The following is a 22,639-nucleotide window of genomic DNA, read 5'->3' on the forward strand; positions in this document are numbered from 1 at the left end:
GGGCGCCGGGCCGCCGGGATGACTCGGCGGTCAATAATCTGACGCATCCGTCAATCGATGACTACGCTCACGCGTAGAGAAGGCGACGCGAGGAGTTGCAGGCCGATGACCAATGTGCTGACGACTGCGACGGTGGCGCTGGCGGCCGTGGCGATCGCGCTCGCCGGATGTAGCACCTCGACCAGAACCGAGTCGGGACCGCCAAGCGTGCCCTCCTCGCCTGGATCGCCCAGCGCGACAGCGCCTTCCAGGCCGCAGGTTGCCGGCCCCAACAAGACGATCAACGACTACATCACCGAGAACAACATCGCCGAGACACCGTTCAAACCCAACCAACCCGGCACACCGGACTTCGACTTTCCGTTCCCGCCGGGCTGGAGTAGCGCCGGGGACAAAACCCCGGCTTGGGCCTACGGCGCAATCGTTTACGACAAAGCGGCCGACCCCAGCGATCCGCCAACAATGATCGCCATCGCTTCGAAGCTGACCGGCAAGGTTGATCCGGCGATGATCCTGAAGTACGCCCCCGGCCAGCTGGAAAACCTGCCAGATTTCAAGCCCCTCGGCGAACCGGAAAAGAGCTCGCTGAGCGGCTTTGAAGCAATCCAGTCAGCCGGTACCTACACCTACAACGGCAAGGCACGGGTCGTCGCGCAGAAAACGGTGATCATTCCCGCCAAAGATGCACTGTTTGTCCTGCAGCTCAATGCAGATGCTCTCCAGGGCCAGGAACAAGTCGTGATCGATGCCGCCGACGTGATCGAAGCCCAGACCAAAATCACCGCATAGGGAGAACATGACCATGAAATTGCGGTTACGGTCGTCCAACTTCCTGACGGTATCCATCTGCAGCGGCATGCTCTTGTTGTCCGCCCCGTGGGACAGTCCGCCGACGGCGTCGACCGCTCCGTGCGCGGGCGGGACCATCCTCGATCCCCGTACCGGCATCTGCTGGTCGCAGAACCAACCCAACAACAGCTATGGCGGTTCGGGCAACATCCCTTGTCTGCCAGGACGACTCGGCCTGTGTTTGGGCGCGTTGCAGAACACGCCTGCGCCCGGTGCAGCACTGCGTCCCGCTCCGCCGGCCGGCCCGGCGCCACGACCCGGCACCTGGCCGTAGTCGCCGGTTGATTGACTAGGCGGCGGGTTTGATGCGCGCGATGTGGACATCGCGGGTGAAGATGCGCAATCCCTCCGGCGTCGGTGGCGCCGTTGAGGTGTAGACCGCTCCCGAAGGCGTAGTCAGCGCGATCGTGTGCCGGCCGTACCGGTCGTAACTCGCGGCCGCCTGCCAGCCGGGTTCTTCTTTGACGTAATTGCAGTGCTCACACAGCCCATCCCCATTGTGCGCACTGGTCGGCCCACTCTTGACATGCGGCGTGACGTGGTCGGTGTGCCGAATCCTCGCGTTGCAGTACGGGGTCCGACAAATCTGGTCGCGCAACGCGATGAACCGCGCCAAGCCTTTCGGAAACGCCCGCGCCTTCGATTCCATCGCCACCAACTTGCCGGTGCCGGGCTGGGCATACAACCGCCGCACCGCTGCCCCCGCCTTCTCATCAGCGGCCGCAGCCAGCACCAGGTCGCGAGCCAGCACCGCCGGAATGGGCCCATAGCCATCCAACTGCGCGGGCTCCTCGCCCCCGGCCAGCAGCGTCTGATCCGAGAGCACCAGATTGACCGTCACCGGCACGGGCGACTCGACCGGATTGCGGCCCGTGACCCGCTCCACCACGACGTCCGCCATGACCTGCGCACGACTGCGCCCCGACCCCGCCGCCACGACCGAAGCCGCCTCACGCGCGAGTGTCTGGCGCACCAGCTGACCCTGCGCAGCCAGCAGCAGCACCGTCATCGACATCGACATCATGCCGTCAGGGCCCACCCGGAACCGCACATGCCGCGCAGCCCGCGCCCGGGTCATCTTCTCCACCATCGTCTGCTGATCCAACTCATAGGCGATCCGCGCCGCCTCCGCCGAAACCTGCGTGTTCCCCAACCCCGCCAAGCGGGCCGGGTCCGCACACAGTTCAACGTCCAGAAGCTGACGATCCAACACCGACAAACACGCCGCCTCTTTGGTGATCAGCTCCGCCCGATGCTCCGACAGCACACCCGCCTCCAGTGCTGCCAGCGTGCACGGCATATCCGCCACCAAAATCCGGGCCATCGCCATCAACCGCTCACCCCGATGCGGGGACTCCTGCCGCGCCAACCCAATTTCCGAGCCCAATGCGGCCCGCGACACCCGCGGACCACCCGCACGCGCCTCCTCGATCCGCCACGCCTCCACCGCGGCCGCCAGCCGCGCCTGCTCGGCCGCCGCAGCCGCTTTCACCCGCTCGAGCTCGGCGATACGACCCAGCAACAACCCCTCACCGGCGCCGGGGTCCACCAAACGTTCGCTCATACGTTCGAACGTACACCGCACCCCCGACACGGCGCCACAACGCGTCCGCCCAAGGTGGGGGTCCCGACTGTTTGGCAGACAAGCTCATGGACAAATACGGGCGTCGCCACGAGCATCGTGCTGTACAACGCCCTCGGCGAATCGGACTCAGGAGGACTTCTTGACGACGCTCGACTTGAGCTGGAGGCGACCGAAACCCGGCACGTTGGCATCGATGTCGTGATCGCCGACACCGTCGGTAATGAGCGTGATGCCACGAACCTTGGTGCCCACCTTGATGGCACCGCCGCCGCCACCCGACACCTTGACGCTCTTGACGAGCGTGACGGTGTCGCCGTCGACCAGTACGTTGCCGACGGCGTCCTTGACCACGCGCCCGCTGTCGGTGTCGCCCTCCCCGTTGTCGCCCTCAGCCCACTCATGGCCGCACATAGGGCAGGCGTAGAGCGCTCCGGACTCGTAGGTGTACTCACTGGCACATTCAGGGCATGGGGGCGTTGCGGCAGTTTCCGTCATCCGACAATTGTCGCGCTCGGCAATCGGGCTACGCCCCGTGCCCCGGGCTGAGGTCCTTCACGTCGGTGAAGTACACGGGCCGGCGCCCGGCGTTGGCCGCGGATCCCGTCACCGGTACCAGTAGATGACCGACGTGGTCCCCCATGTCGAATCTCTGCACGATCTCGCCGACGAACCACCCCATCGCTGCCGCGAGAATCGGGGTCCCTTCCGGTCCGAGATACCAGTCGCATTGCTCAAACTTGTCGACGGCATCACCCGTCTCCCCGCCGAACAATTCGGCCAACGGCACGTCCTCGCGCGGCAACACATGAACCGCGAGATGGGTGGCCGCGCGCGCGATCGAGGTCGTGTGGTTCTGACGAGACAAGCCGACCAGGAACCTCGGCGGGTCGATGCTGGCCTGGGTGGCGAAACCGACCAGGCATCCGCCCATCCGGCCATCGGCCCGGGCCGTGACCACGAACATCGGATAGTCCAACAGGTCGACGAAGTCGTCGAAAGCGCTGCTTGATTTCATCACCGGTTCTCCGAGCAGGACATGGCGCGACGCCTTGGGTTTTGGGATACCGCTGTTGGGGTAGCCACAGCTGGATTCTTGCAAACCGTCCACGCACCCCGGCGATGGTCGGAATCAGCGATAGGAGTCTTGCCGTGAAGGCCGTTACTTGGCATGGCCGACGAGATGTTCGGGTCGACACGGTGCCGGACCCCGAGATCCACGCACCGACCGACGCCATCATCGAAGTCACATCGACGAACATCTGCGGGTCGGACCTGCACCTGTACGAGGTGCTCGGGGCGTTCATGCACGAGGGCGACATCCTCGGGCACGAGCCGATGGGCATCGTCCGCGAAGTCGGCAGCGGCGTCGACGGGTTGGCCGTCGGCGACCGGGTTGTGGTGCCGTTCCAGATTTCCTGTGGGCACTGCTACATGTGCAACCACCAGCTCTACACGCAATGCGAGACAACGCAGGTTCGCGACCATGGAAAAGGCGCGGCGTTGTTCGGCTATTCGGAACTGTACGGCCAGGTTCCGGGCGGCCAGGCCGAGTATCTCAGGGTGCCCCAGGCACAATTCACCCACATCAAAGTGCCTGAGGGACCACCGGATTCGCGATTCGTGTATCTGTCCGACGTGCTGCCCACCGCCTGGCAAGCGGTCGCCTACGCCGACATTCCCGAAGGCGGCAGCGTCACTGTCCTGGGCCTGGGACCGATCGGCGACATGTGTGCCCGGATCGCCCACCACCTCGGCTATCGAGTGATCGGCGTCGACCGCGTTCCGGAACGGCTGGCGCGCACGGCGGAACGCGGTATTCACACCGTCGACCTCAACGCGGTGGACGGCACCATAGGCGACACCATTCGAACGCTGACCGACGGCCGCGGCACCGACTCCGTGATCGATGCGGTGGGCATGGAGGCCCATGGTTCGCCGGTGGCACAGACATTGCAGCGGATGACGGCGACACTGCCCGACGCGTTGGCCAAACCGATGATGCAGAACTTCGGGGTGGATCGGCTGGATGCGCTCTACTCGGCGATCGACATCGTCCGACGAGGCGGCACCATATCGCTGATCGGCGTATACGGCGGCATGTCCGATCCGTTGCCCCTGCTCACCCTGTTCGACAAGCAGGTACAGCTGAGGATGGGCCAGGCCAATGTGAAGAAGTGGGTCGAGGACATCCTGCCGCTGCTCGGCGACGATGATCCACTGGGCGTCGACACATTCGCCAGTCACGTTCTGCCCCTTGATGATGCGCCGCACGCCTACGACATTTTCCAGAAGAAGCAGGATGGTGCCGTCAAGGTGATGCTCAAACCGTGATGGCGTCCCTACGTGGAAGGTTCGATGACACTCTCCCGACTGCAGCCCAGCCCACGCGACATCGCGGAGGCCCGAAACATCGTGGGCGCAGTGGCATCCGCGTTCTCTCACCTGGTGGTGGGCCAGGAGCGGCTGCGTGAAACCATGCTCATCGCGCTGCTCGCCGGCGGACATCTACTGATCGAGAGTGTTCCCGGTCTGGCCAAGACCACGGCGGCGCGGGTACTGGCAGCTGCCGTCGGTGGCAGCTTTCGACGCATCCAATGCACGCCAGATCTATTGCCCAGCGACATCATCGGTACTCAGATCTACGAGGCGGACACGAACTCGTTCACCACTCAGTTGGGGCCTGTGCACGCCAACATCGTGTTGCTCGATGAGGTCAACCGCTCGAGCGCCAAGACGCAGAGCGCCATGCTCGAGGCGATGGAGGAACGTCAGACGACCATCGCCGGCGTCGAATATCCGATACCCGAGCCGTTTCTCGTCATCGCCACGCAAAACCCCGTGGATCAGGAAGGCACCTATCCCCTGTCTGAAGCGCAGACCGACCGTTTCATGCTCAAAGAACTCGTGGCTTATCCGTCCACCGTCGACGAGGTCGAGATCATCGACCGCATGGACGCCGGGCGTTACGACCGCACGCAACGTGCGGCCCCCGTGGTAACCCTCGACGACGTCCGCCGCATGCAGGAGATCGTGCGCTCTGTCCATCTGGATCGCGCGCTCGTCGCGTACGCAAGCCGGTTGGTCGGCGTCACACGCGAGCCGGCCCAACATCTGCCCCCGAACCTGGCCCGTCTCATCGAATACGGCGCCAGTCCGCGCGCCACCATCGCCTTTTGCAGGTCCGCACGCGCACTTGCGCTCCTGCGCGACCGCGGACACGTTGTGCCCGAGGATATCTCACTGCTCGCGCATCGCGTGCTGAGGCACCGGCTCATTCTCGGCTTCGAAGCCGCAAGCGCGCAGATCAGCCCCGACGTCGTGGTCGACGCGGTACTGCAGACGGTCCCGGTGCCGTGAGGCCGACATGGGTAGATATCTCGACGCCGCGAAGGCTCATTTCGGACGCGATGCGGGCAGCCTGCTGGAGGGCGGCCACTACGCGCTGATCCACACCCGCAGCCTGGAATTCGACGAGTTGCGACCATACGTTCCCGGTGACGATGTCCGCGACATCGACTGGAAGGCCAGTTCTCGGTCTGGCCACACACTGGTCAAACAGTTCGTCTCCGAGAAGCACCACAAAATCCTTGTGGTCGCCGACGCGGGGCGGAACGTGGCGGCACTCACCGGTTCGGGAGAATTGAAGCGAGACATCGTCATGCATGTCATCGGTGCGATCGGTCTGGTGACCTTGCGCCGCTCCGATGAAATCGGAATGGTCGCAGGCGACAGACGTGGCTGCGTCAACATCCGGCTGCGACGCGGGGAAAGCCACATCGAGCGCATGCTGCACCACTATCGCCAGCTCGCCGCCGACGGCCCCGGACACAGCGACATACTCGTCCAACTCAATTGGGTGGCAAGGCATTACCGACACCAATTACTGGTATTCATCGTCTCTGACGAGCCGGACATCACAGATTCACTACGCGAGGTGCTGAGATCGTTGGCGGCTCGGCACGACGTGCTGTGGGCCGCTGTAACCGATATGTCGCCTCTTGTCGGTGCGGATACCGGCCGAGGCTTCGACACCGCGGACGGTCGCCTGCTGTTGCCGCCCACCGCGCTCGACCAGGCCGTCGACAAAGCGTATCGAAAGGCTGAATCCGAACGCACGCAGCAGTTCTCAGAGTTCATGGCCCAGCTGGGGATCCCGCATGCGCGGATCGACGCCAGTGCCGAGATCAGGACTGCACTCACGGCGATGACAGGGGTGTACGGGCGTGCCAGACGATGATCTGCTGCGGTACGTGATGGACCCCACGCCCTACTCCGCGTGGTGGCCGTGGGTCGCCGCTGTGCTGGTACTCCTGGTGATCGCCTGGTATTCATGGCTGTTCATCGCGACGACGCCGACTCGGCGGTTCGCCGATGCGCGGTTGATCCGGGTCGTCAAGGGCGAAGTGATCAAGCTCCGCGCAGTGCGCGACATCCGAGCCATTGCCAAACGGTATGGCTCGGGTGATGTGCCGGCACCGGCAGCCGGGGCCGCACTGAGCCGCGCGGTGCGCAGGTTCCTCCAGTCGGTGACCGGCGTGCGGGTGCAGTACATGCACCTCGGGGCCATTGCCGCGAGCCCCGTGGGTGATGCCGCACCACTGCTGTCCGAACTCGTCGATGTGCAGTTCAATCCGCGCTCTGATGTCGACGTCGCTGCGGCATGCGCAGCCGCTGAAGGGCTGATCATGCAATGGGACTGATGTGGTGGGCTGCTGTGATCACCGGCTGCGTCGCGCTCGCGGCCGGTGTGGCCTTCGCCCTGCTCTGGCCGCACCGGAGCCGGCCCGGCGCATTGATCCCGCTCGCCAACACCAGCCGTCTCACCAGGTTGCCCGAGTACCGCCGCGCACGGCGCCGGAACACGATCACGGTGTGGTCGGCGATCGTGCTTCTCCTGGTGGGCTTTTGCGGTGCCGTCCTGGCGACGGCGCGGCCGACGGGCATGCCGTCGCTGGCGCGCCGATCCGACGCTGCTGCGCCACAAGACATCATGGTCTGTGTCGGCGCACCGGTGACCGATGCCACGGTGAGCAAGGCGTTGCAGTTCTTTGCCGATTCGGTTCGCGAATTCGGGACCGAGCGGATCGGTCTGACATCGGCGAATCGGCGCGTCATCCCGCTGACGCGCGACTATCAGTACGCCGCAGCGGAATTCACCGCATACGCGCACGACCAGCGCCGCAATGATGCGGAACCGTTCGTCGCGCCGGTGTCGTACACCGACTACGTCCCAGGCGTCGATGATCTACTCGCCCTGTGCATGACGGGGTTTCCCTCATTCACGACCAAATCGGCGCAACCGCGATCCCTCGTCTACGTCGGACCGGACACCTCCGCACAAAGTGACGCTCAGATGTTCAGCGGCAACCGGCTTCGAGACCTCGCAGCCACAGGCGGCATTCAGATCAACGCACTCGTCGTCGGAACCGGAGCCGGTTCGATTGACACGCTCGTGCGCGATACCGGTGGCCGGTCCTATCCCGCTGATGCGGATGTCACCGCGGCGCTACGCGATGTCAGAAGCCATCCGCCCCAGGCGAGCACCCGATCCGTGACCACCAACCCGGCTGAGACCCCTGACATCGCGCTGCTGACCGCCCTGCTGCTGGTGGCGGTCTGGTCGGGATGGTTGGCGGTCCGGCCATGACACTGAATCCGGTCTTGCCGCCGGTGCTGCTGGTGCTGTTGGCCGCAACACTCGTCGCCACTCGGGCCGCCGCCTGGTGGCGCCTGACTCGCGGCGCAACCTCTCGTTCGGCGCTGTGGCGCTGGACGGGGCTCAGTGTCGCCGCGCTCCTGTTGATGGCCGCAGCCATGCGTCCGGTGCTCGGCGCCACCGCCTCAGCGCAAGACCCCGCCGACGCCCGCGAGCCGAATGTCTTCCTGGTCATCGACCGTTCACCCGAGATGGCGGCTCCTGGTCCTGATGGAAATTCACCTGCGGCTCAAGTAAATTCCGACGTGACCCAGTTGATCGATCACTATCCCAAGGCCCGATTCGCGGTCATCGGCTTCGCGTCGGGACCGCGGCTGGAATGGCCGCTGTCGGCAGATTCCTGGAGTCTGAAGCCGGTGGTTACCGCAGCCGCGACCTATGCGGCGCCCGACGCGGCAGCCACCGATGCCGGCGCCGCGAGCACGGTACTGCGCTATCAGCTGCTCAGCGCTGCCCAGCAGTACCCGCAGGCCGAGAATCTCGTCTACTACCTCGGCGCGGGCACGCCGAAAGGACGCACGCCACAAGGAGAATTCGAGCTGCCGGACAATTCCGTCGCCGGTGGCGCGGTGCTCGGCTACGGCAGCGACGGGATACCGTCACTGCAGTCCGTCGCCGAACAGATCGGAGTGCAGTACGTACAACGCACCGGCCCATCCATTCCCACCGAAGCGCTCGCGGAACCGCCGGCGCCGGTCCAACAAGACACCCGCCGCGCCAGCAGTGGGACAGAACTCTATTGGGCGCTCACCGGACCTGCCGCCATCCTCATTCTCATCGAGCTGTATCTCGTGTTGCGCGAAGTCGCCCGCACCCGACTGGATCGAGTCCGGCTGTGAACAGCGACCGACGATGGCTACGCCGCCGACTACTGCTCGGCTCCGCGCCAGTGGTGGTGGCCGTGCTGATCGTCGCCCTCAAACTGGCTTCTGTGTCTGTGGTGGGCAATTCTGCGGCCGACCACTACGCACACCGTGACACCGCAGCACTATCCGATGATGTTGCGATCCTGCGCCTGTTCGACGTCGTCGAGCCGGCCCGGACGTTCTACGCCAGTGGTGCCCTCGCGGTGCTGCGGAATCAGCTCCACGACGCTGACCGCGACTTCAGCCAAGCCTTGGCCCATACCGCGCCCGCCGAGTCATGCCCGGCCCGGGTAAATCTCGAACTGGTACGGGAAACGCTCGGCGATCGAGCTGCGGCAGCTGCCGACCATGACAGCGCTGTCCGCCAGTACACCGCGGCCAAGGGCGTCGTCACCAGTGCGCCCGCCAATTGCTTCGCAGACAACGCCGACACGGAGCCCCAACGCCGCCGGGTCCGCGCAGAAGCGCTGCCTCGCCTGGAAGCCAAACTAACCGCAGCAGCCCGGCCCGCTGCGGTGCCCCCGCCCCCGCGACCCGAAGCCCTGCCGCCGGCAGCACCACCCGCGGCGGGAAACGTGACGTCGGCGCTGCAGTCACCCCGGCCGGCCCCTGATCGGAACGACCCTTTGCGTGGGCTGCAACAGATCCTGCGTGACGGGGCACAGTGAGGTGCCCAGCTGCGGCGACCAGGTGTGCCGACGGGCCACTGCGGGTATGCACCGGTGATGAGTGATACCGCTCTGCTCATCATCGACATGTTCAACGACTACCAGCACGCCGATGGCGATGAACTGGCGCAGAACGTCGCGGAGATTCTCGATCCCCTGCAACAGCTGCTCACAGCGGCTCGCGCACATAACGGTGTCGAGGTCGTGTACGTCAACGACAACCACGAAGACTTCAGTGCCGGCCGCCAGGGCATCGTCGATATCGCGCTCGCCGGGCGCTACCCGGAGTTGGTCCGACCTCTTGTGCCGATGGACGGGAACGTCTTCGTGACCAAGGTGCGGCACAGCGTGTTCTATGCGACTGCACTCGACTATCTGCTCAGGCGGCTCGGCGTCAGCACATTGATTCTCACCGGCCAAGTGACCGAACAGTGCATCCTTTACAGCGCACTCGACGGCTACCTGCGGCACTACAACGTCGTGGTCCCGGCCGATGCGGTCGCTCATATCGACCCGGAACTCGGGAAAGCGGCACTCACCATGATGCAGCGGAACATGGATGCCGAGATCGTGGACTCCGCGCGGTGCCTACCCAGCAGTGCGAGACACCCGGCGTAGCTGACGGGCGAGAGATCAGGACAGCGCCAGCGTGCGGTACGCCGCGGTGAGCCATTGGGGGCCGTTGCAGAAGTCGTGGTCGATCCACCACGCCAGGAGCCCGAGCGTCGCCGAGGTGTGGAATTCGGCGGCCACTTCGGCAGGCACCGCCGACGCCGCCGAGGCGAATTGGGGTTGCAGGTGCTTACGCAGCACGTCGCCGATCAGATGCCTCAAGTGACGCTGGACCACGTCACCACCGTGCCGGCCGCACAATGCGCGGTAGATCTGTTGATGCCGGTGAGCGTGACCGAAAAGCATTGTTGCAGGCAAGGTTACGTCGACGACACCGGACATCGGAATCGCTGAGAGCGCCTCCTCGAGCTGATCACGCATCTCATCGAAACTCGCCGTCAGCAGCGCTTCTTTGTCACGGAAGTGGACGTAGAACGTCGAGCGGCCGACGTCGGCGCGGTCGAGAATGTCCTGGATGGTGGTCTTGTCATAGCCCTTTTCCACGACGAGTTCCAGGAACGCCGCATGGAGCAGCTTGCGGGTGCGCCTGACCCGCCGGTCACCGGCTGCCGCACGTCGCTCACCGGAATTCCGAACATATTTCGTGCCATGTTCGGTTGTGGACATCTCGCCCCCATTGGTTGTTGACGGAATTTCGGCCTGCTCCCTTCAATTGAACATGCTGTTCGGAAACTAACCAAGTGTTCGACGAAATCAACAGATCAGGAGAACGTCATGGGCTATGCATGGGCGATTGTGGTGGCCGGATCAGCCGGCACCGTCGCAACAATCATCGCGATGTTGTTCCATGGTGCTGTCGCCACCGGCTCGGGACGTCGGGCTGCAGTCACCGTCGCGTTCGCGTTCGGAACATCCTGGCTGGCTTGGGTTTTCGCGAGTTCCGCGCTGGCCGGAGCCGGCGTGTATCGATTCGCGCCGGCGAAGGTCGAGCCGTGGCTGGCCCTGGCCATGGTGGTGCCCCTCGTGGCGGTCTTGCTGGCAACCCGGGTACCTGTGGTGTCGCGAATCCTCGATCAACCGGACACGCAATGGTGGCTGGCCGTCGCTCAGATCTTCCGGGTGGAAGGGGCCGCCTTCTTGATCGTCATGGCGCTGGGTGACCTACCGGCCGGATTCGCACTGCCCGCCGGATTGGGTGATATCGCAATCGGTTTGGGCGCAATCTACCTCGCCCGCGAGCTCCGGCACGGGCGCGTCAACCGCCGGTTGGCGTGGTTCAACGTTCTGGGCCTGCTGGACCTCGTGGTCGCGACCGCACTCGGCGTCACCGCGGCGCCGGGCCTGGCACATATTCTTCAGTTGTCGCCATCCACCGAGCAGATCGCTCTGCTGCCACTGGTCCTGATTCCGACCACCTTGGTCCCACTCGCTGCGGCGCTGCACATCGTGTCGTTGCGCAAGCTCAAGCTCGCAGCTTCCGCGTCCGCGAAGGCCGAGCCCGCCCTGGTTGGAGCCTGACATGACCACCATTGCCCACCAGGTCAATCGCTTCGTCCTCGGCACCGGCGACACGTTCGAGGGCCTGCGTCAGAATTTCGAACGCCTGGTTCCCACAATCGATTTCGCAGAGCTCACCGCAGTCATCGGAACAGGCGACCTCGCCGCGGTGCAGCAGTACACCGCAGCGCACGCACCGCATTTTTTCGTCAACTTCTGGACCCTGGATGCGACGCCGATGATGATGCTGGCCGGGAACCGAGCGCGCGCCGTGACGTACCTGGTGGGAAACAATGTGATCGCCGAGACGATGTTCCGCCACGATCCCGGCATCATGCTCTACGCACCGATGCGCGTGGCCATCTACGAAGATTCCGATGGCGCTGTGCATCTGAGCGTCGACCAGCCGTCGACCAGATTCGGGAGTTTCGGCGATAGCCGGATCGCCGAGATCGGGTCGCGACTCGACGCCAAGATCGCCGCCCTGCTGCGCCTGCTGGAAGTGACCGTCCCAGCCGAGCTCGACGCGATCTGAACAGTCGACGCGAAACTAATTTACACTCCTGCCAGTGCCATGGGAGGGGTCGTCGATGAAGGTCCGGGTAATCGCTGGCGTGGTGGTCGTCATCGCGGTGTACATCACGACGATTGCGCTGTATGCGAGTACCGGACTGGGACACCCGAGCCGGGTCAGCGGACCGATACCGACAGCAGACGGCACCACCGTGACCATCGACCTGAACGAGGTCCATGCGGTCAAAGGCGACATGGTCGCCAACGTCACGGTGGTGCCCGGGCCCGCGCTACTGGACCCGCAAACCCATGGGCTGCTCGAAGACCTCAGTGTCGCAGTGCAATCCGCAGTGACACCCACGCGCCGCACGTGGACGAAAGGCATGGTGCCCGACGTCTTCCCCGTCGCGCTGATCTTGTCCGGAGACCCTGGCGGCTACCCATTCGATCACTACCGATCGGGCCCGATCACCGTCGAACTGTTCCGTGGCGCCTCGCACGTACCGATCCGCGTGGCGCCCGCATTTTTCGATCGTGTGCCGGGCTGGATGTTCCACATTCCGACTGACGGGAACGGCGCCGTACCGGGCGTCTATCGCGTCGACACGCAGCGCTCACCGAGCACAGCAGCGTTCGCCGCGGTGCTTGTCGGCGCACTCGTCACGATTGCCGTGCTGGGCGCGGTCGTGGCGATCCAGACCGCACGCAACCGCCGCAAGTTCCAGCCGCCGATGACGACATGGTTTGCCGCAATGCTTTTCGCTGTGGTGCCATTGCGCAACGCGCTGCCCGACGCGCCACCCATCGGAACATGGATCGACGTGTCCGTCGTGCTGTGGGTGATCGTGACGTTGGTGGCGTCGATGAGTCTTTACATCACCTGCTGGTGGCGGCATCTCAAGCCCGAATAGGGTGTACTGAGCCCCACATCGGGTATGAGCTTCCCGTGACCACCACACCGCCGCCCACCCCCATGGACACCGTGGCCGAAGTTGCCGCTCGCCTCCGGGTGGATTCAATCCGGTCGAGTACCAGCGCGGGATCCGGTCATCCCACGTCGAGCATGTCGGCAGCGGATCTCATCGCCGTCCTCGTCGCGCGCCATCTGCGGTACGACTGGCGCGACCCGTCCGCCGTCACCAACGACCACCTCATCTTTTCGAAGGGGCACGCCTCGCCGCTGCTGTATTCGGTCTTCGCAGCCGTCGGAGCGATCACCGACGACGAGTTGATGACCGGCTACCGCAGGTTCGGGCACCGCCTGCAAGGACACCCCACCCCGGTGCTCCCGTGGGTGGACGTCGCGACAGGCTCCCTCGGCCAGGGACTGCCGGACGGGGTCGGTGTCGCCCTTGCCGGTAAGTACCTCGACGGCCCCCCCTACCGCACCTGGGTGCTCTGCGGCGACAGCGAGATGGCCGAAGGCTCCATGTGGGAAGCCCTCGACAAGGCGTCCTACTACAAGCTGGACAATCTGATCGCCATCATCGACGTGAACCGGTTGGGACAGCGCGGCCCGACGGACCTCGGCTGGAACATCGCCGCGTACGAGCGGCGCTGCCAGGCTTTCGGGGCCCGCAGTCTTGTCATCGACGGCCACGACCTCACCGCCATCGATGAAGCGATGGCAAGCGTCGCGGCGCCAGAGGCGGTGGACCGCCCGACGGTGATCATCGCCAAGACCATCAAAGGCAAAGGCTTCTCTGAGGTGGAGGACAGCCCGGACTGGCACGGCAAGCCGTTCCCGGAAGACATGGCAAAGCGGGCCATCGCCGAACTCGGCGGACAGCGCAGGCTGATCGTGCGCGGCCCGACTCCGCCGACGCCCCAACCGGGTGACGGCTGGGGTGCGATCGAGCCGGTGCCGGCACCGACCTACCAACTCGGCGACACCGTCGCCACCCGTAAGGCATACGGCGACGCGCTGGTGTGCGCCGGCAGTCACAATCGCCACGTCGTCGCGCTCGACGGCGAGGTCGGAAATTCCACCCATGCGGGCGAATTCGCCCGGGCATTCCCCGACCGCTACTTCGAGATGTTCATCGCTGAACAGCAGCTGGTGGCCGCGGCCACCGGCCTGAGCGTCCGTGGATACATCCCGTTCGCGTCCACGTTCGCCGCGTTCCTGACGCGGGCCTACGACTTCATCCGCATGGGCGCCATCTCGAGAGCGAACCTGAACCTCGTCGGCTCGCATGCCGGTGTCGAAATCGGCGCGGACGGCCCGTCGCAGATGGCGCTCGAGGACCTCGCGATGATGCGTGCCGTGCACGATGCCGTCGTGCTGTATCCGAGTGACGCCACCAGCACCGCCGCGCTGGTGCAGACGATGGCCGCCACACCAGGCATCTGTTATCTACGCACCACCCGCGGTGCCTACCCCGTGCTGTACGACGCCACCGAGGAGTTCCCGGTGGGCGGCGCGAAGCTCCTGCGCCTATCCGACGCCGACGACGTGACACTGATCGGCGCCGGCGTGACGGTGCACGAATGCCTCAGCGCCGCAACCCAACTGGCCAGCGACGGCATCACCGCTCGGGTCATCGACTGCTACTCGATCAAGCCGATCGATGCCGCCACCGTCGCCGCAGCCCTGAGCGCCACCGGTGGCCGCGTCGTTGTCGCCGAGGACCACCACCCCGAGGGCGGACTCGGGTCGGCGGTTCTTGACGCCCTCACCGCTCATGATGTGACCGATATTCGTCTCGCACATCTGGCGGTTCGCGGGATGCCCGGGTCCGGGACTGCGCCCGAGTTGCTCGCCTGGGCAGGCATCGACGCGGACCACATCCGGGAGGCCGCGACAATGCTGATCGCCAAGAGCGTCGTCGGCAGTACGCCGCGTTGATCGGGACGCCGTCAGCCGGTGCAACTCGGGCTTGCCACAATGGACGCATGGTCGAGCAGAGCCTGTGGATGCAGAAAGTCGAAGCCGATCCTGGCCACTCGCAGTGGTACATCGAACGGTTTCGGGCATTGGCTCGCGCCGGTGAGGATCTCGTGGGCGAAGCCCGCCTGATCGACGCGATGGCCTCCCGCGGCGCGCGGATTCTCGACGCCGGCTGCGGCCCCGGCCGGGTCGGCGGATACCTCGCTGCGGCCGGCCACGACGTGGTCGGGGTGGACGTCGACCCTGCACTCATCGCGGCCGCCGAGGAGGACCACCCCGGACCCCGCTGGCTGGTAGCCGACCTCGCCGAACTCGATCTGCCGGCTCGCGGCATCGCCGAGCCGTTCGACCTGATCGTGTCCGCCGGCAACGTGATGACGTTCGTCGCCCCGAGTACCCGGGTGCAGGTGCTCTCCCGGCTGCGCGCGCACCTGGCCGACGACGGCCGCGTGGTGATCGGTTTCGGCGCGGGCCGTGACTACGAGTTCGGTCAGTTCTTCCAGGACGCCAGCCAAGCCGGCCTCACCCCGGACCTGCTGCTGTCCACCTGGGATCTGCGGCTGTTCACCGATAAATCCGACTTCTTGGTCGCAGTCCTCATCCCGATCCCGCCCGGGTAGCGTGACACCGGTGAACCTCTCCCGCGTGTCTTCCTCCGTTGCACTGACCGCCTGCGCCGCATCACTCGCCGTCGCCCTCACCGCATGTGGTTCCGACGACAAACCCGCGGCCGCGACCACCACCCAGGCTCCGCTGGTCACCACAACCCCGTCCCCGGCGACCGCCCTGGACAACTCGTCGACAGCAGCTGCCCGCAGCTGCCCGATGGCCGAGGGACAGGCCGGTTCGCCCGAGTGGACGCTCAACGGGGCCACCGGCAGCGTCGCCGTCACCGGATCCACCGACACCACGGCGCCCGTCGTCACCGTCAAGGGCCCGTTCAGCGTCAACCAGACGCAGGTGCAGACACTGAAGGCCGGCACCGGGCCCGTCGTCCCGGAAACCGCGACGGTGTCCGTCTGCTACGCGGGCTTCAACGGTCGCGATGGATCGAAGTTCGACAGCGCCTATGACCGCGGCGCCCCCGCCACCTTCTCGCTCATGCGCGTGGTGCCCGGCTTCCAGAAGGCCATCGCCGGTCAGAAGGTGGGCTCCACCGTCGCCGTCGCGATGACGTCTGCCGACGGCTACCCCGACGGCCAGCCGAGTGCCGGCATCGAGAAGGGCGACTCGCTGGTCTTCGCGATCAAAATCCTCGACGTATCGAACTGATCGTCAGGCTGCGGCGTCGCGGCGAACCTGTTATCAAGAACATCGTTCATCGTTACCGCGAAACACCGTCGAGCAACGGCGGCCCGACCTCAATTGACGCAACAATAGAAATGTTGAAGTACCGCGCTGCGGAGGACAGCACGGGACGTCAGTAGGTCGCCGCTGCCGCGACGGGAGGATATATGCGCAGCTCAGTCGCCACAGTCACCGTTGCCGTGGTTGGTGTTCTGACCGCGGGATGTGGCAGCACCCCGGGTAAGGCCGTGCCGGTGACCACGCCGCCGATGGTGGCCCGGCCGCTGGTCGAACGTGAACTGGACGGGCTGCTGCTGAACCCCGAGCAGGTGAACGCGACCATGGGATCGGCGGCCATGACGGTGCTCGGCGCCCAGGCCACGATGTCGGACAACAGCAGCACGATGGCACCGCCCGAGTGCCTCGTCATCGACGGCGCTGCGGAAGCGACGGTCTACGCGGGCAGCGGGTTCTGGGCCGAGCGCGAGCAGAGCATGAACGACGGCGACAAGTTCACGCACTACCTGAAGCAGGCGGTGGTGCTGTTCCCGACGCAGGACAAGGCACAGGAGTTCTTCAACACGTCAGCCCAGCAGTGGCCGGCATGCAAGCACTACACGCACACGCAGAGTCAGTCGCAGTGGACCGTCGGGCCGATGACGAATGCGCACGACACCCTCAGCGTGGTCTCGACAGAACAAGACGCGGCCGCACCCGGTTGGGCATGCGGCCGCGCCTTGGCACACAAGAACAACGTCATCATCGACATCAACACATGCAGTGCCAATCCGGCGGACACGGCGGTCCAGATCGCCAACCAGATCGGCACCAACGTCGCAGCGCGATGGTGACGCCGGCGGTTTAACCGCCGTTGGTGACCGGGTTCGACGTCAGGGTGATGAAGTTGTCGTTGATCCAGACGCCCCAGCGACCACCCCAGGCCGAGGTCCACACGACGGGCTGACCGTCCCAAACCTCGGCCGGCTTTTTCGGAGCCCACGACGGCGGAACCTCACCCTGTCCGGGCGCCGGTGGCGGCGGCTGAGCGGCTGCCAGCGGCATGCCGAAACCGAGCGCCGCCGCCGCGAGCGACCCCGCGATGGCGGCGGCAGACAAGGTTTTCTTGATCGAGGTCATGCACTTGCTCCCCACGTCGACTGCGATTACTTAGCATATGTAATCACATTATGCCGAATGCTCAGTGCGACGGGGTGGGCACGAATCCGGCGACAGGCGGCGGTGTCGCATCAGGCCCATCAGGCGCGGGCGCCGGCGATGCGGAACCCGGCTTCGGGTCGTAATACCCGGGCGGCGGCGGGCCATTCAGCGGGTAGTAACCCGGCGGCAGGGCGGGCCCACCGGTCTTGGGTCCGGTGTCGACGATCGGGTTCGACGACGCCGGGTCGTTGAGCGAGATGAAGCCGGGAGGCAGTTTCGGCGCCGGTCCCGCACCGGGCGGGGGCCCGGGCCCTTCCTCAGGCGCCATGGTGAGCGCTTCGAGCGGGTTGCCACTGTGGAAGGTGTGCCAGATGTCCCGGATATACCCGAACTGGCCCGGCGTGTTGCCGGCGCCGTACTGCGGGTTCTCGATCTCGGGCACCGTCGGCGGCCCCATCGGCGGCGCGGCGACGGGGCCGCTGGGACCGCCTGCCGGCTCCACGACCGGCTGGCCGGGTGCGGGCGTCGTCGGTGTGGCGGGGTCCGCCGCAGCCGGACCGGCCACCGCGAACGCGCCGGCAAGCAGTATGCCGCCGACGATCACAGGCGGTCGGAAACGCTCTCGCTCGGTCTTCAAATGCTCGTCCGTCCTCTCCACCGGCCTCCGTAACGGCTCAGGCTATCGCGTGGGCGGCCCGCCGTCACCTCGTTCGGACCTGCAAAGCTCGGTAGGCCGACCGAATCTCGTCGACCCGAGTCGCGGCGATACCCCACGGCTCGTCGACCCCGACCCGATGGTCGAGATCCCACAGCACACAGACTTCGTCGGGCCCGGCGACTTTTTCCCAGGCGATGACCGTGCGGCGGAGCTGCGCGTGCATCGGCTCGACCACCGCACCGGCGGGAGCCCCGCCCTCGGGGTGATGGTGCAGAAACTGGCCGTACGCAGCGTCGCAGAACGCGGAATACCTTGCAGTGCACAGGATGAAGCCATGCCAGGCCTCATCGACGGCGTGCGACGGCATCCCGATCACCTGCCCGTCCCGCATGGCCGCCCCGCAACACCGCAACCACTGCCGCAGGCCCTCCTCGACAAGATCCCGCGGCTGCCACGGGCAGGTCTTGAAGACTGCGGTGGGCAGTTCGAGATCCGCCACCGCGGCATTCATCTGGTCGAGCGGCCCTTGGCGCTTGAATCGCACCCTGCAACTGTAGGTCGTGGCGACAGCTAGCCGAGAGCTGTCCGCACCGGCATGCGAGTCTGCCGCCGGGCTTCCCAGCGCCGCAGCGCCAACCGGCACGGCTCCTCCAGGAGCGCATAACTCACCGCGGCGACCGCGAATCCGAACGTCGTCGTCAAGACCATCACCACCGGCAGCGCCCCCGGAAACGTCGTCCGCCCGACCATGCCGAGCACCATGTCCAACGCGGCCAGGTGCCACAGGAACAGGCCATACGACCAGCGGCCCAGCGTCACCATCGGTGCACTCCCCAGCACCCGGTGTCGATCGTCCGGAGCGCCGAGGACCAACGGCGCCAACAGCGCGCCGGCGATGACGGCCCCCAGAGCCGTCCGCACGATGAACTGGCCGAGCGTGGCGTGGTGGTGCCCACCCGGCATGGCCAGCGGAGACGCCGCGACCAGGAAGGCCAGGGCGGCGACGATCATCAGGATGGTGGGCTGCCGGGCCAACTGATGCAGCCAGCCGTAGGGCCGGAACATCCACTCTGCCAACAACATCCCGACGGCGAACCACGAGGCGTAGGCCGGCAACCAGTTCAGCGGGTTGGCCCCGTGGTACGCCGGGATCGGCAGATAACCCCAGCCGAAGCTGAGCACGGCGACGCCGGCGATCACCGGAACCCGCAGGCGCAGTGGCAGTTTCGCGACCGTCAGCGCCAACAGCGGTACCACGAGATAGAACGCCATCTCGACCGACAGGCTCCACATCTGCGTGAGCCCGGCGATCAGTGTCTTCGGAATGAAGACCTGGGTGAGGGTCAGGTTCGCGATCCACACCGTCCGGTCGGCACCGTGGGCGTCCGGCAGCAGGGTCAGCACCGCGACCACCGTGAGCAGGTAGGCGGGCATGATCCGGACGAGCCGAGAACGGTAGTAGGGCGCCGCCTCGGGATCGGACCGCAGCCCGTGCGCCGCAGCGGCGTGGCCACGCCAGAGCAGGAACCCGGACAACGCGAAGAACACGGCCACCGCCAGGTCGAAGCGGGCCAGCAACCGGCCGACGACGCCGTCGGTGTAACCCGTCTGCAGCGCCACATGCGTGAGCACCACGCCCAAGGCCGCGGCGGCCCGCAGCCCCTCGACCGCAGGCAGGAACCCGCGGGTTCCGCTCACGGGCTCGGCGGCACGTGCACTCATGCGCACAGTGTGCCCGAGAACCGCGCTCAGCTACCGAAAAGCCCCGCATCGACGACCCGGATGACCGGGGCGCCGTCCTCATCGGACGCCGCCAGGTCGACTTCCACGTCGATGCCCCAGTCGTGATCGTGGGCCGGGTCATCGAGGATCTGCCGGACGCGCCACACGCCGGGCGCGCGGTCGAAGATCAACATGGCCGGCCCGCGGGCGTCCGCCCCGGTGCCGATGTCCTCGTGCTCGGTGAAGTACCGCTCCCCCGCTGCTTCCCACCGCTGCGCCGTCCATCCCGACCCGGCATCGAGGGCCCCGAGTTCGTCCCAGCGGCGCCGGGCCCAGAGCTTCACCCGGCGGAACAAGGCGTTGCGCACCATCGCGGTGAACGCCCGCTCGTTGCCGGTCAGCGGACGCACCGGTGCCATGACGGCCACCTCGTCGACCTGATCGGCACTGGTCAACTGTTCCCATTCGTCGAGCAGGCTCGAATCAACTTGGCGCACAAGCTCACCCAGCCACTCCACGATGTCGGTGAGCTCGTCTGTCCGGGCGGCGGCCGGAACACCGGACCGCAGCGCTTTGAACGCGTCGGACAGATAGCGCAGCACCGCGCCCTCGGTCCGGGTCAGCCCGTAGGCACTCACGTACTCCTTGAATGTGAGCCCCTGCTCCCACATCTCGCGGACGACGGACTTGGGGGCCGGGTGCCCGTCAGCCGCCCATGGGTTGGTGCGGCAGTACACCTCGAAGCAGTGCGTCAGCAGTTCATCGAGTGGCCGCGGGTAGGTGACGTCATCGAGCAATTCGATGCGCTCGTCGTATTCGATGCCCTCGGCTTTCATCGCGGCAACGGCCTCGCCGCGGGCCTTCTTCAACTGCGCAGCCAGGATCTGGCGCGGATCCTCGAGCGTGGCCTCGATCACCGAGACCACATCGCGGGCAAAAGTTTCCGAATCGGGATCGAGCAGTTCGACCGCGGCGAGCGCGAACGTCGACAGCGGCTGGTTCAGGGCGAAATCCGGCGGCAGGTCGACGGTCAGCCGGTAGCGCCTCCCGTCGGGCCCCGCTTCCGGCAATCGTTCCAGCACCCCGGCCTGCAGAAGCGAGCGCGCGATGCCGACCGCCTCGCGGATGTGCCGCAACTGTCGTTTGCGTGGCTCGTGGTTGTCGCCGAGCAACCGGCGCATGGCCAGGCAGGGGTCACCGGGGCGGTCGACGACGTCGAGGATCATTGCCGTGGAGACTCGCATGTTGCTGGTGAGCGCCTCGGGCGCGGCCTCCACCAGTCGCTTCATGGTGTTCTCGCCCCAGGGCACCATGCCCTCGGGTGCCTTGCGGCGCACCAGTTTTCGCCGCTTCTTCGGATCGTCGGCGACCTTGGCGAACTGTTTGAGGTTCTCCACCTCGTGCTCGGGTGCCTGCACCACGACAGTGCCCGCCGTGTCGTAGCCCGCCCGTCCGGCCCGCCCGGCGATCTGGTGGAACTCGCGGGCATTGAGCAACCGTGTGCGGGTGCCGTCGTACTTCGACAGCGCCGAGAACACGACCGTGCGGATCGGCACGTTGATGCCGACGCCGAGAGTGTCGGTGCCGCAGATGACCTTCAAGAGGCCCGCCTGGGCCAGCTGCTCCACCAGACGCCGGTACTTCGGCAGCATGCCCGCGTGGTGCACGCCGATGCCGTGCCGGACCAGCCGCGACAGCGTCGAGCCGAACGCGGTGGTGAAGCGGAAGCCGCCGATGTGATCGGCGATGGCCGCCTTCTCCTCCTTGGTGCTCACGTTGACGCTCATCAGCGCCTGGGCCCGCTCCAGCGCGGCAGCCTGGGTGAAGTGGACGACGTAGATCGGTGACTGTTTGGTCTGCAGCAGGTCGGCGATGGTCTCGTGCATCGCGGTGGTGGCGTAGCTGTAGAACAGCGGCACCGGGCGCTCGGCCCCAGCGACCAGCGCCGTCGGCCGGCCGGTGCGCCGAGTGAGGTCCTCACGCAGGACGGTCACGTCGCCGAGCGTCGCCGACATCAACAGGAACTGAGCTCTGGGCAACTCGAGCAGCGGCACCTGCCACGCCCAGCCGCGATCGGGGTCGCCGTAGAAATGGAACTCGTCCATCACCACCAGTCCGATGTCCGCCTGCGCGCCCTCACGCAGCGCGATGTTGGCGAGGATCTCCGCCGTGCAGGCGATGATCGGAGCGCCGGCGTTGACCGCCGCGTCGCCGGTGAGCATGCCGACGTTGGCGGCGCCGAACACGTCGCACAAGGCGAAGAACTTCTCACTGACCAGGGCCTTGATCGGCGCGGTGTAATAAGTTCGCCGGCTGCTTTCCCTACTGCTCCTCGCGTCCGCACCCGCAAGCGCGAAGTACGCCCCGCCCGTGGCCACCAGCGACTTGCCGGAACCCGTTGGCGTCGCCAGCACTACATTGGCGCCACTGGCCAGCTCGATCAGCGCTTCCTCCTGCGCCGGGTACAGCGCGGTGCCCGCCGCATCGGCCCATTCGGCGAATGACGCAAGCAGTTTGTCGGGGTCGGCGCCCGTCGCGCGCAGCGCGGACAGGTCGGCGGGGTCGTCCAAGAGGGATATGCGGGCTGCCATCGTGTGCTCCAGCGTGCCCGATCACCGACCGCGCGTCTGCGGCGGGCAGCCACAAGGCAGGATGCG

26 protein-coding genes are annotated in these 22,639 nt (G+C 66.1%); 17 read left to right on the forward strand and 9 right to left on the reverse strand.

The window, feature by feature from the left end; translation table 11 throughout:
- Window positions 1-105 precede the first annotated feature (105 nt).
- Window positions 106-789 (forward strand): envelope biogenesis lipoprotein LpqN, encoded by a 684-nt coding sequence (gene lpqN, locus AC3WTE_RS10615; protein ID WP_492437434.1) that lies wholly within the window; start codon window positions 106-108, stop codon window positions 787-789.
- 7 nt (window positions 790-796) lie between these two features.
- Complete coding sequence (locus tag AC3WTE_RS10620) at window positions 797-1,123, forward strand: hypothetical protein (RefSeq protein WP_492437435.1); 327 nt, start codon at window positions 797-799, stop codon at window positions 1,121-1,123.
- A gap of 15 nt (window positions 1,124-1,138) precedes the next feature.
- Here the strand turns inward: AC3WTE_RS10620 and AC3WTE_RS10625 are convergent, their stop codons facing one another.
- The 3 genes from AC3WTE_RS10625 to AC3WTE_RS10635 form a co-directional block, all read right to left on the reverse strand.
- Window positions 1,139-2,413, reverse strand: coding sequence for an HNH endonuclease (locus AC3WTE_RS10625; RefSeq protein WP_492437436.1), 1,275 nt, complete (start codon window positions 2,411-2,413; stop codon window positions 1,139-1,141).
- 147 nt (window positions 2,414-2,560) lie between these two features.
- A complete protein-coding gene (locus AC3WTE_RS10630) occupies window positions 2,561-2,929 on the reverse strand; it encodes a zinc ribbon domain-containing protein YjdM (RefSeq protein WP_492437437.1) in 369 nt (122 codons plus the stop codon).
- 28 nt (window positions 2,930-2,957) lie between these two features.
- A complete protein-coding gene (locus tag AC3WTE_RS10635; RefSeq protein WP_492437438.1) occupies window positions 2,958-3,449 on the reverse strand; it encodes a flavin reductase family protein in 492 nt (163 codons plus the stop codon).
- A 134-nt stretch (window positions 3,450-3,583) separates the two neighbouring features.
- Here AC3WTE_RS10635 and AC3WTE_RS10640 point away from each other — a divergent pair, with 134 nt between their 5' ends.
- Genes AC3WTE_RS10640 through AC3WTE_RS10675 form a run of 8 tightly spaced genes read left to right on the forward strand, consistent with a single transcriptional unit; the run spans window position 3,584 to window position 10,302 of the window.
- Window positions 3,584-4,765, forward strand: coding sequence for a zinc-dependent alcohol dehydrogenase (locus AC3WTE_RS10640; RefSeq protein WP_492437439.1), 1,182 nt, complete (start codon window positions 3,584-3,586; stop codon window positions 4,763-4,765).
- A 24-nt stretch (window positions 4,766-4,789) separates the two neighbouring features.
- Window positions 4,790-5,791 carry an AAA family ATPase gene (locus AC3WTE_RS10645; protein WP_492437440.1) on the forward strand — a complete coding sequence of 334 codons (1,002 nt, stop codon included), beginning with the start codon at window positions 4,790-4,792 and terminating at the stop codon, window positions 5,789-5,791.
- A 7-nt stretch (window positions 5,792-5,798) separates the two neighbouring features.
- A complete protein-coding gene (locus tag AC3WTE_RS10650) occupies window positions 5,799-6,671 on the forward strand; it encodes a DUF58 domain-containing protein (protein ID WP_492437441.1) in 873 nt (290 codons plus the stop codon).
- Entirely contained in the window at window positions 6,658-7,134 is a 477-nt protein-coding gene (locus tag AC3WTE_RS10655; protein ID WP_492437442.1) for a hypothetical protein, read from the forward strand. The genes AC3WTE_RS10650 and AC3WTE_RS10655 overlap by 14 nt, the downstream gene beginning before the upstream one ends.
- A complete protein-coding gene (locus AC3WTE_RS10660; protein ID WP_492437443.1) occupies window positions 7,134-8,081 on the forward strand; it encodes a hypothetical protein in 948 nt (315 codons plus the stop codon). The genes AC3WTE_RS10655 and AC3WTE_RS10660 overlap by 1 nt, the downstream gene beginning before the upstream one ends.
- The gene (locus AC3WTE_RS10665; protein WP_492437444.1) at window positions 8,078-8,989 is read left to right on the forward strand and encodes a vWA domain-containing protein; all 912 of its coding nucleotides are present in this window, start codon (window positions 8,078-8,080) and stop codon (window positions 8,987-8,989) included. The genes AC3WTE_RS10660 and AC3WTE_RS10665 overlap by 4 nt, the downstream gene beginning before the upstream one ends.
- A complete protein-coding gene (locus AC3WTE_RS10670; protein WP_492437445.1) occupies window positions 8,986-9,684 on the forward strand; it encodes a hypothetical protein in 699 nt (232 codons plus the stop codon). Before AC3WTE_RS10665 ends, AC3WTE_RS10670 begins: the two co-directional genes overlap by 4 nt.
- A 57-nt stretch (window positions 9,685-9,741) precedes the next feature.
- Window positions 9,742-10,302 (forward strand): cysteine hydrolase family protein, encoded by a 561-nt coding sequence (locus tag AC3WTE_RS10675; RefSeq protein WP_492437446.1) that lies wholly within the window; start codon window positions 9,742-9,744, stop codon window positions 10,300-10,302.
- A gap of 15 nt (window positions 10,303-10,317) precedes the next feature.
- Here the strand turns inward: AC3WTE_RS10675 and AC3WTE_RS10680 are convergent, their stop codons facing one another.
- Entirely contained in the window at window positions 10,318-10,923 is a 606-nt protein-coding gene (locus AC3WTE_RS10680; protein ID WP_492437447.1) for a TetR/AcrR family transcriptional regulator, read from the reverse strand.
- Between the two features lie 108 nt (window positions 10,924-11,031).
- Between AC3WTE_RS10680 and AC3WTE_RS10685 the strand changes: the two genes are divergently transcribed.
- From AC3WTE_RS10685 to AC3WTE_RS10715, 7 genes are all read left to right on the forward strand, one after another.
- Window positions 11,032-11,775 carry a DUF8737 domain-containing protein gene (locus AC3WTE_RS10685; protein WP_492437448.1) on the forward strand — a complete coding sequence of 248 codons (744 nt, stop codon included), beginning with the start codon at window positions 11,032-11,034 and terminating at the stop codon, window positions 11,773-11,775.
- Between the two features lies 1 nt (window position 11,776).
- Window positions 11,777-12,289 carry a DUF302 domain-containing protein gene (locus AC3WTE_RS10690; RefSeq protein ID WP_492437449.1) on the forward strand — a complete coding sequence of 171 codons (513 nt, stop codon included), beginning with the start codon at window positions 11,777-11,779 and terminating at the stop codon, window positions 12,287-12,289.
- A gap of 55 nt (window positions 12,290-12,344) precedes the next feature.
- Window positions 12,345-13,178, forward strand: coding sequence for a DUF4436 domain-containing protein (locus AC3WTE_RS10695; protein WP_492437713.1), 834 nt, complete (start codon window positions 12,345-12,347; stop codon window positions 13,176-13,178).
- Window positions 13,179-13,213: 35 nt separating this feature from the next.
- Complete coding sequence (locus AC3WTE_RS10700) at window positions 13,214-15,115, forward strand: transketolase (RefSeq protein WP_492437450.1); 1,902 nt, start codon at window positions 13,214-13,216, stop codon at window positions 15,113-15,115.
- Between the two features lie 47 nt (window positions 15,116-15,162).
- The gene (locus AC3WTE_RS10705; protein ID WP_492437451.1) at window positions 15,163-15,777 is read left to right on the forward strand and encodes a class I SAM-dependent methyltransferase; all 615 of its coding nucleotides are present in this window, start codon (window positions 15,163-15,165) and stop codon (window positions 15,775-15,777) included.
- Between the two features lie 10 nt (window positions 15,778-15,787).
- Window positions 15,788-16,429, forward strand: coding sequence for an FKBP-type peptidyl-prolyl cis-trans isomerase (locus AC3WTE_RS10710; RefSeq protein ID WP_492437452.1), 642 nt, complete (start codon window positions 15,788-15,790; stop codon window positions 16,427-16,429).
- 182 nt (window positions 16,430-16,611) lie between these two features.
- Window positions 16,612-17,295: a sensor domain-containing protein gene (locus AC3WTE_RS10715; RefSeq protein ID WP_492437453.1), complete on the forward strand. Its 684-nt coding sequence runs from the start codon at window positions 16,612-16,614 to the stop codon at window positions 17,293-17,295.
- Window positions 17,296-17,305: 10 nt separating this feature from the next.
- On the opposite strand, the gene AC3WTE_RS10720 is transcribed toward AC3WTE_RS10715, so the two are convergent.
- The 5 genes from AC3WTE_RS10720 to AC3WTE_RS10740 form a co-directional block, all read right to left on the reverse strand.
- A complete protein-coding gene (locus AC3WTE_RS10720) occupies window positions 17,306-17,581 on the reverse strand; it encodes a hypothetical protein (RefSeq protein WP_492437454.1) in 276 nt (91 codons plus the stop codon).
- A 61-nt stretch (window positions 17,582-17,642) separates the two neighbouring features.
- Window positions 17,643-18,260: a hypothetical protein gene (locus AC3WTE_RS10725; protein ID WP_492437455.1), complete on the reverse strand. Its 618-nt coding sequence runs from the start codon at window positions 18,258-18,260 to the stop codon at window positions 17,643-17,645.
- A 43-nt stretch (window positions 18,261-18,303) separates the two neighbouring features.
- Window positions 18,304-18,804 (reverse strand): UCP032817 domain-containing protein, encoded by a 501-nt coding sequence (locus AC3WTE_RS10730; protein WP_492437456.1) that lies wholly within the window; start codon window positions 18,802-18,804, stop codon window positions 18,304-18,306.
- Window positions 18,805-18,830: 26 nt separating this feature from the next.
- Complete coding sequence (locus tag AC3WTE_RS10735; protein ID WP_492437457.1) at window positions 18,831-19,982, reverse strand: acyltransferase family protein; 1,152 nt, start codon at window positions 19,980-19,982, stop codon at window positions 18,831-18,833.
- Between the two features lie 26 nt (window positions 19,983-20,008).
- The gene (locus tag AC3WTE_RS10740) at window positions 20,009-22,573 is read right to left on the reverse strand and encodes a DEAD/DEAH box helicase (RefSeq protein ID WP_492437458.1); all 2,565 of its coding nucleotides are present in this window, start codon (window positions 22,571-22,573) and stop codon (window positions 20,009-20,011) included.
- Window positions 22,574-22,639: the final 66 nt, after the last annotated feature.

It is taken from the genome of Mycobacterium sp. FW102-FHT13B02 (assembly GCF_058790275.1).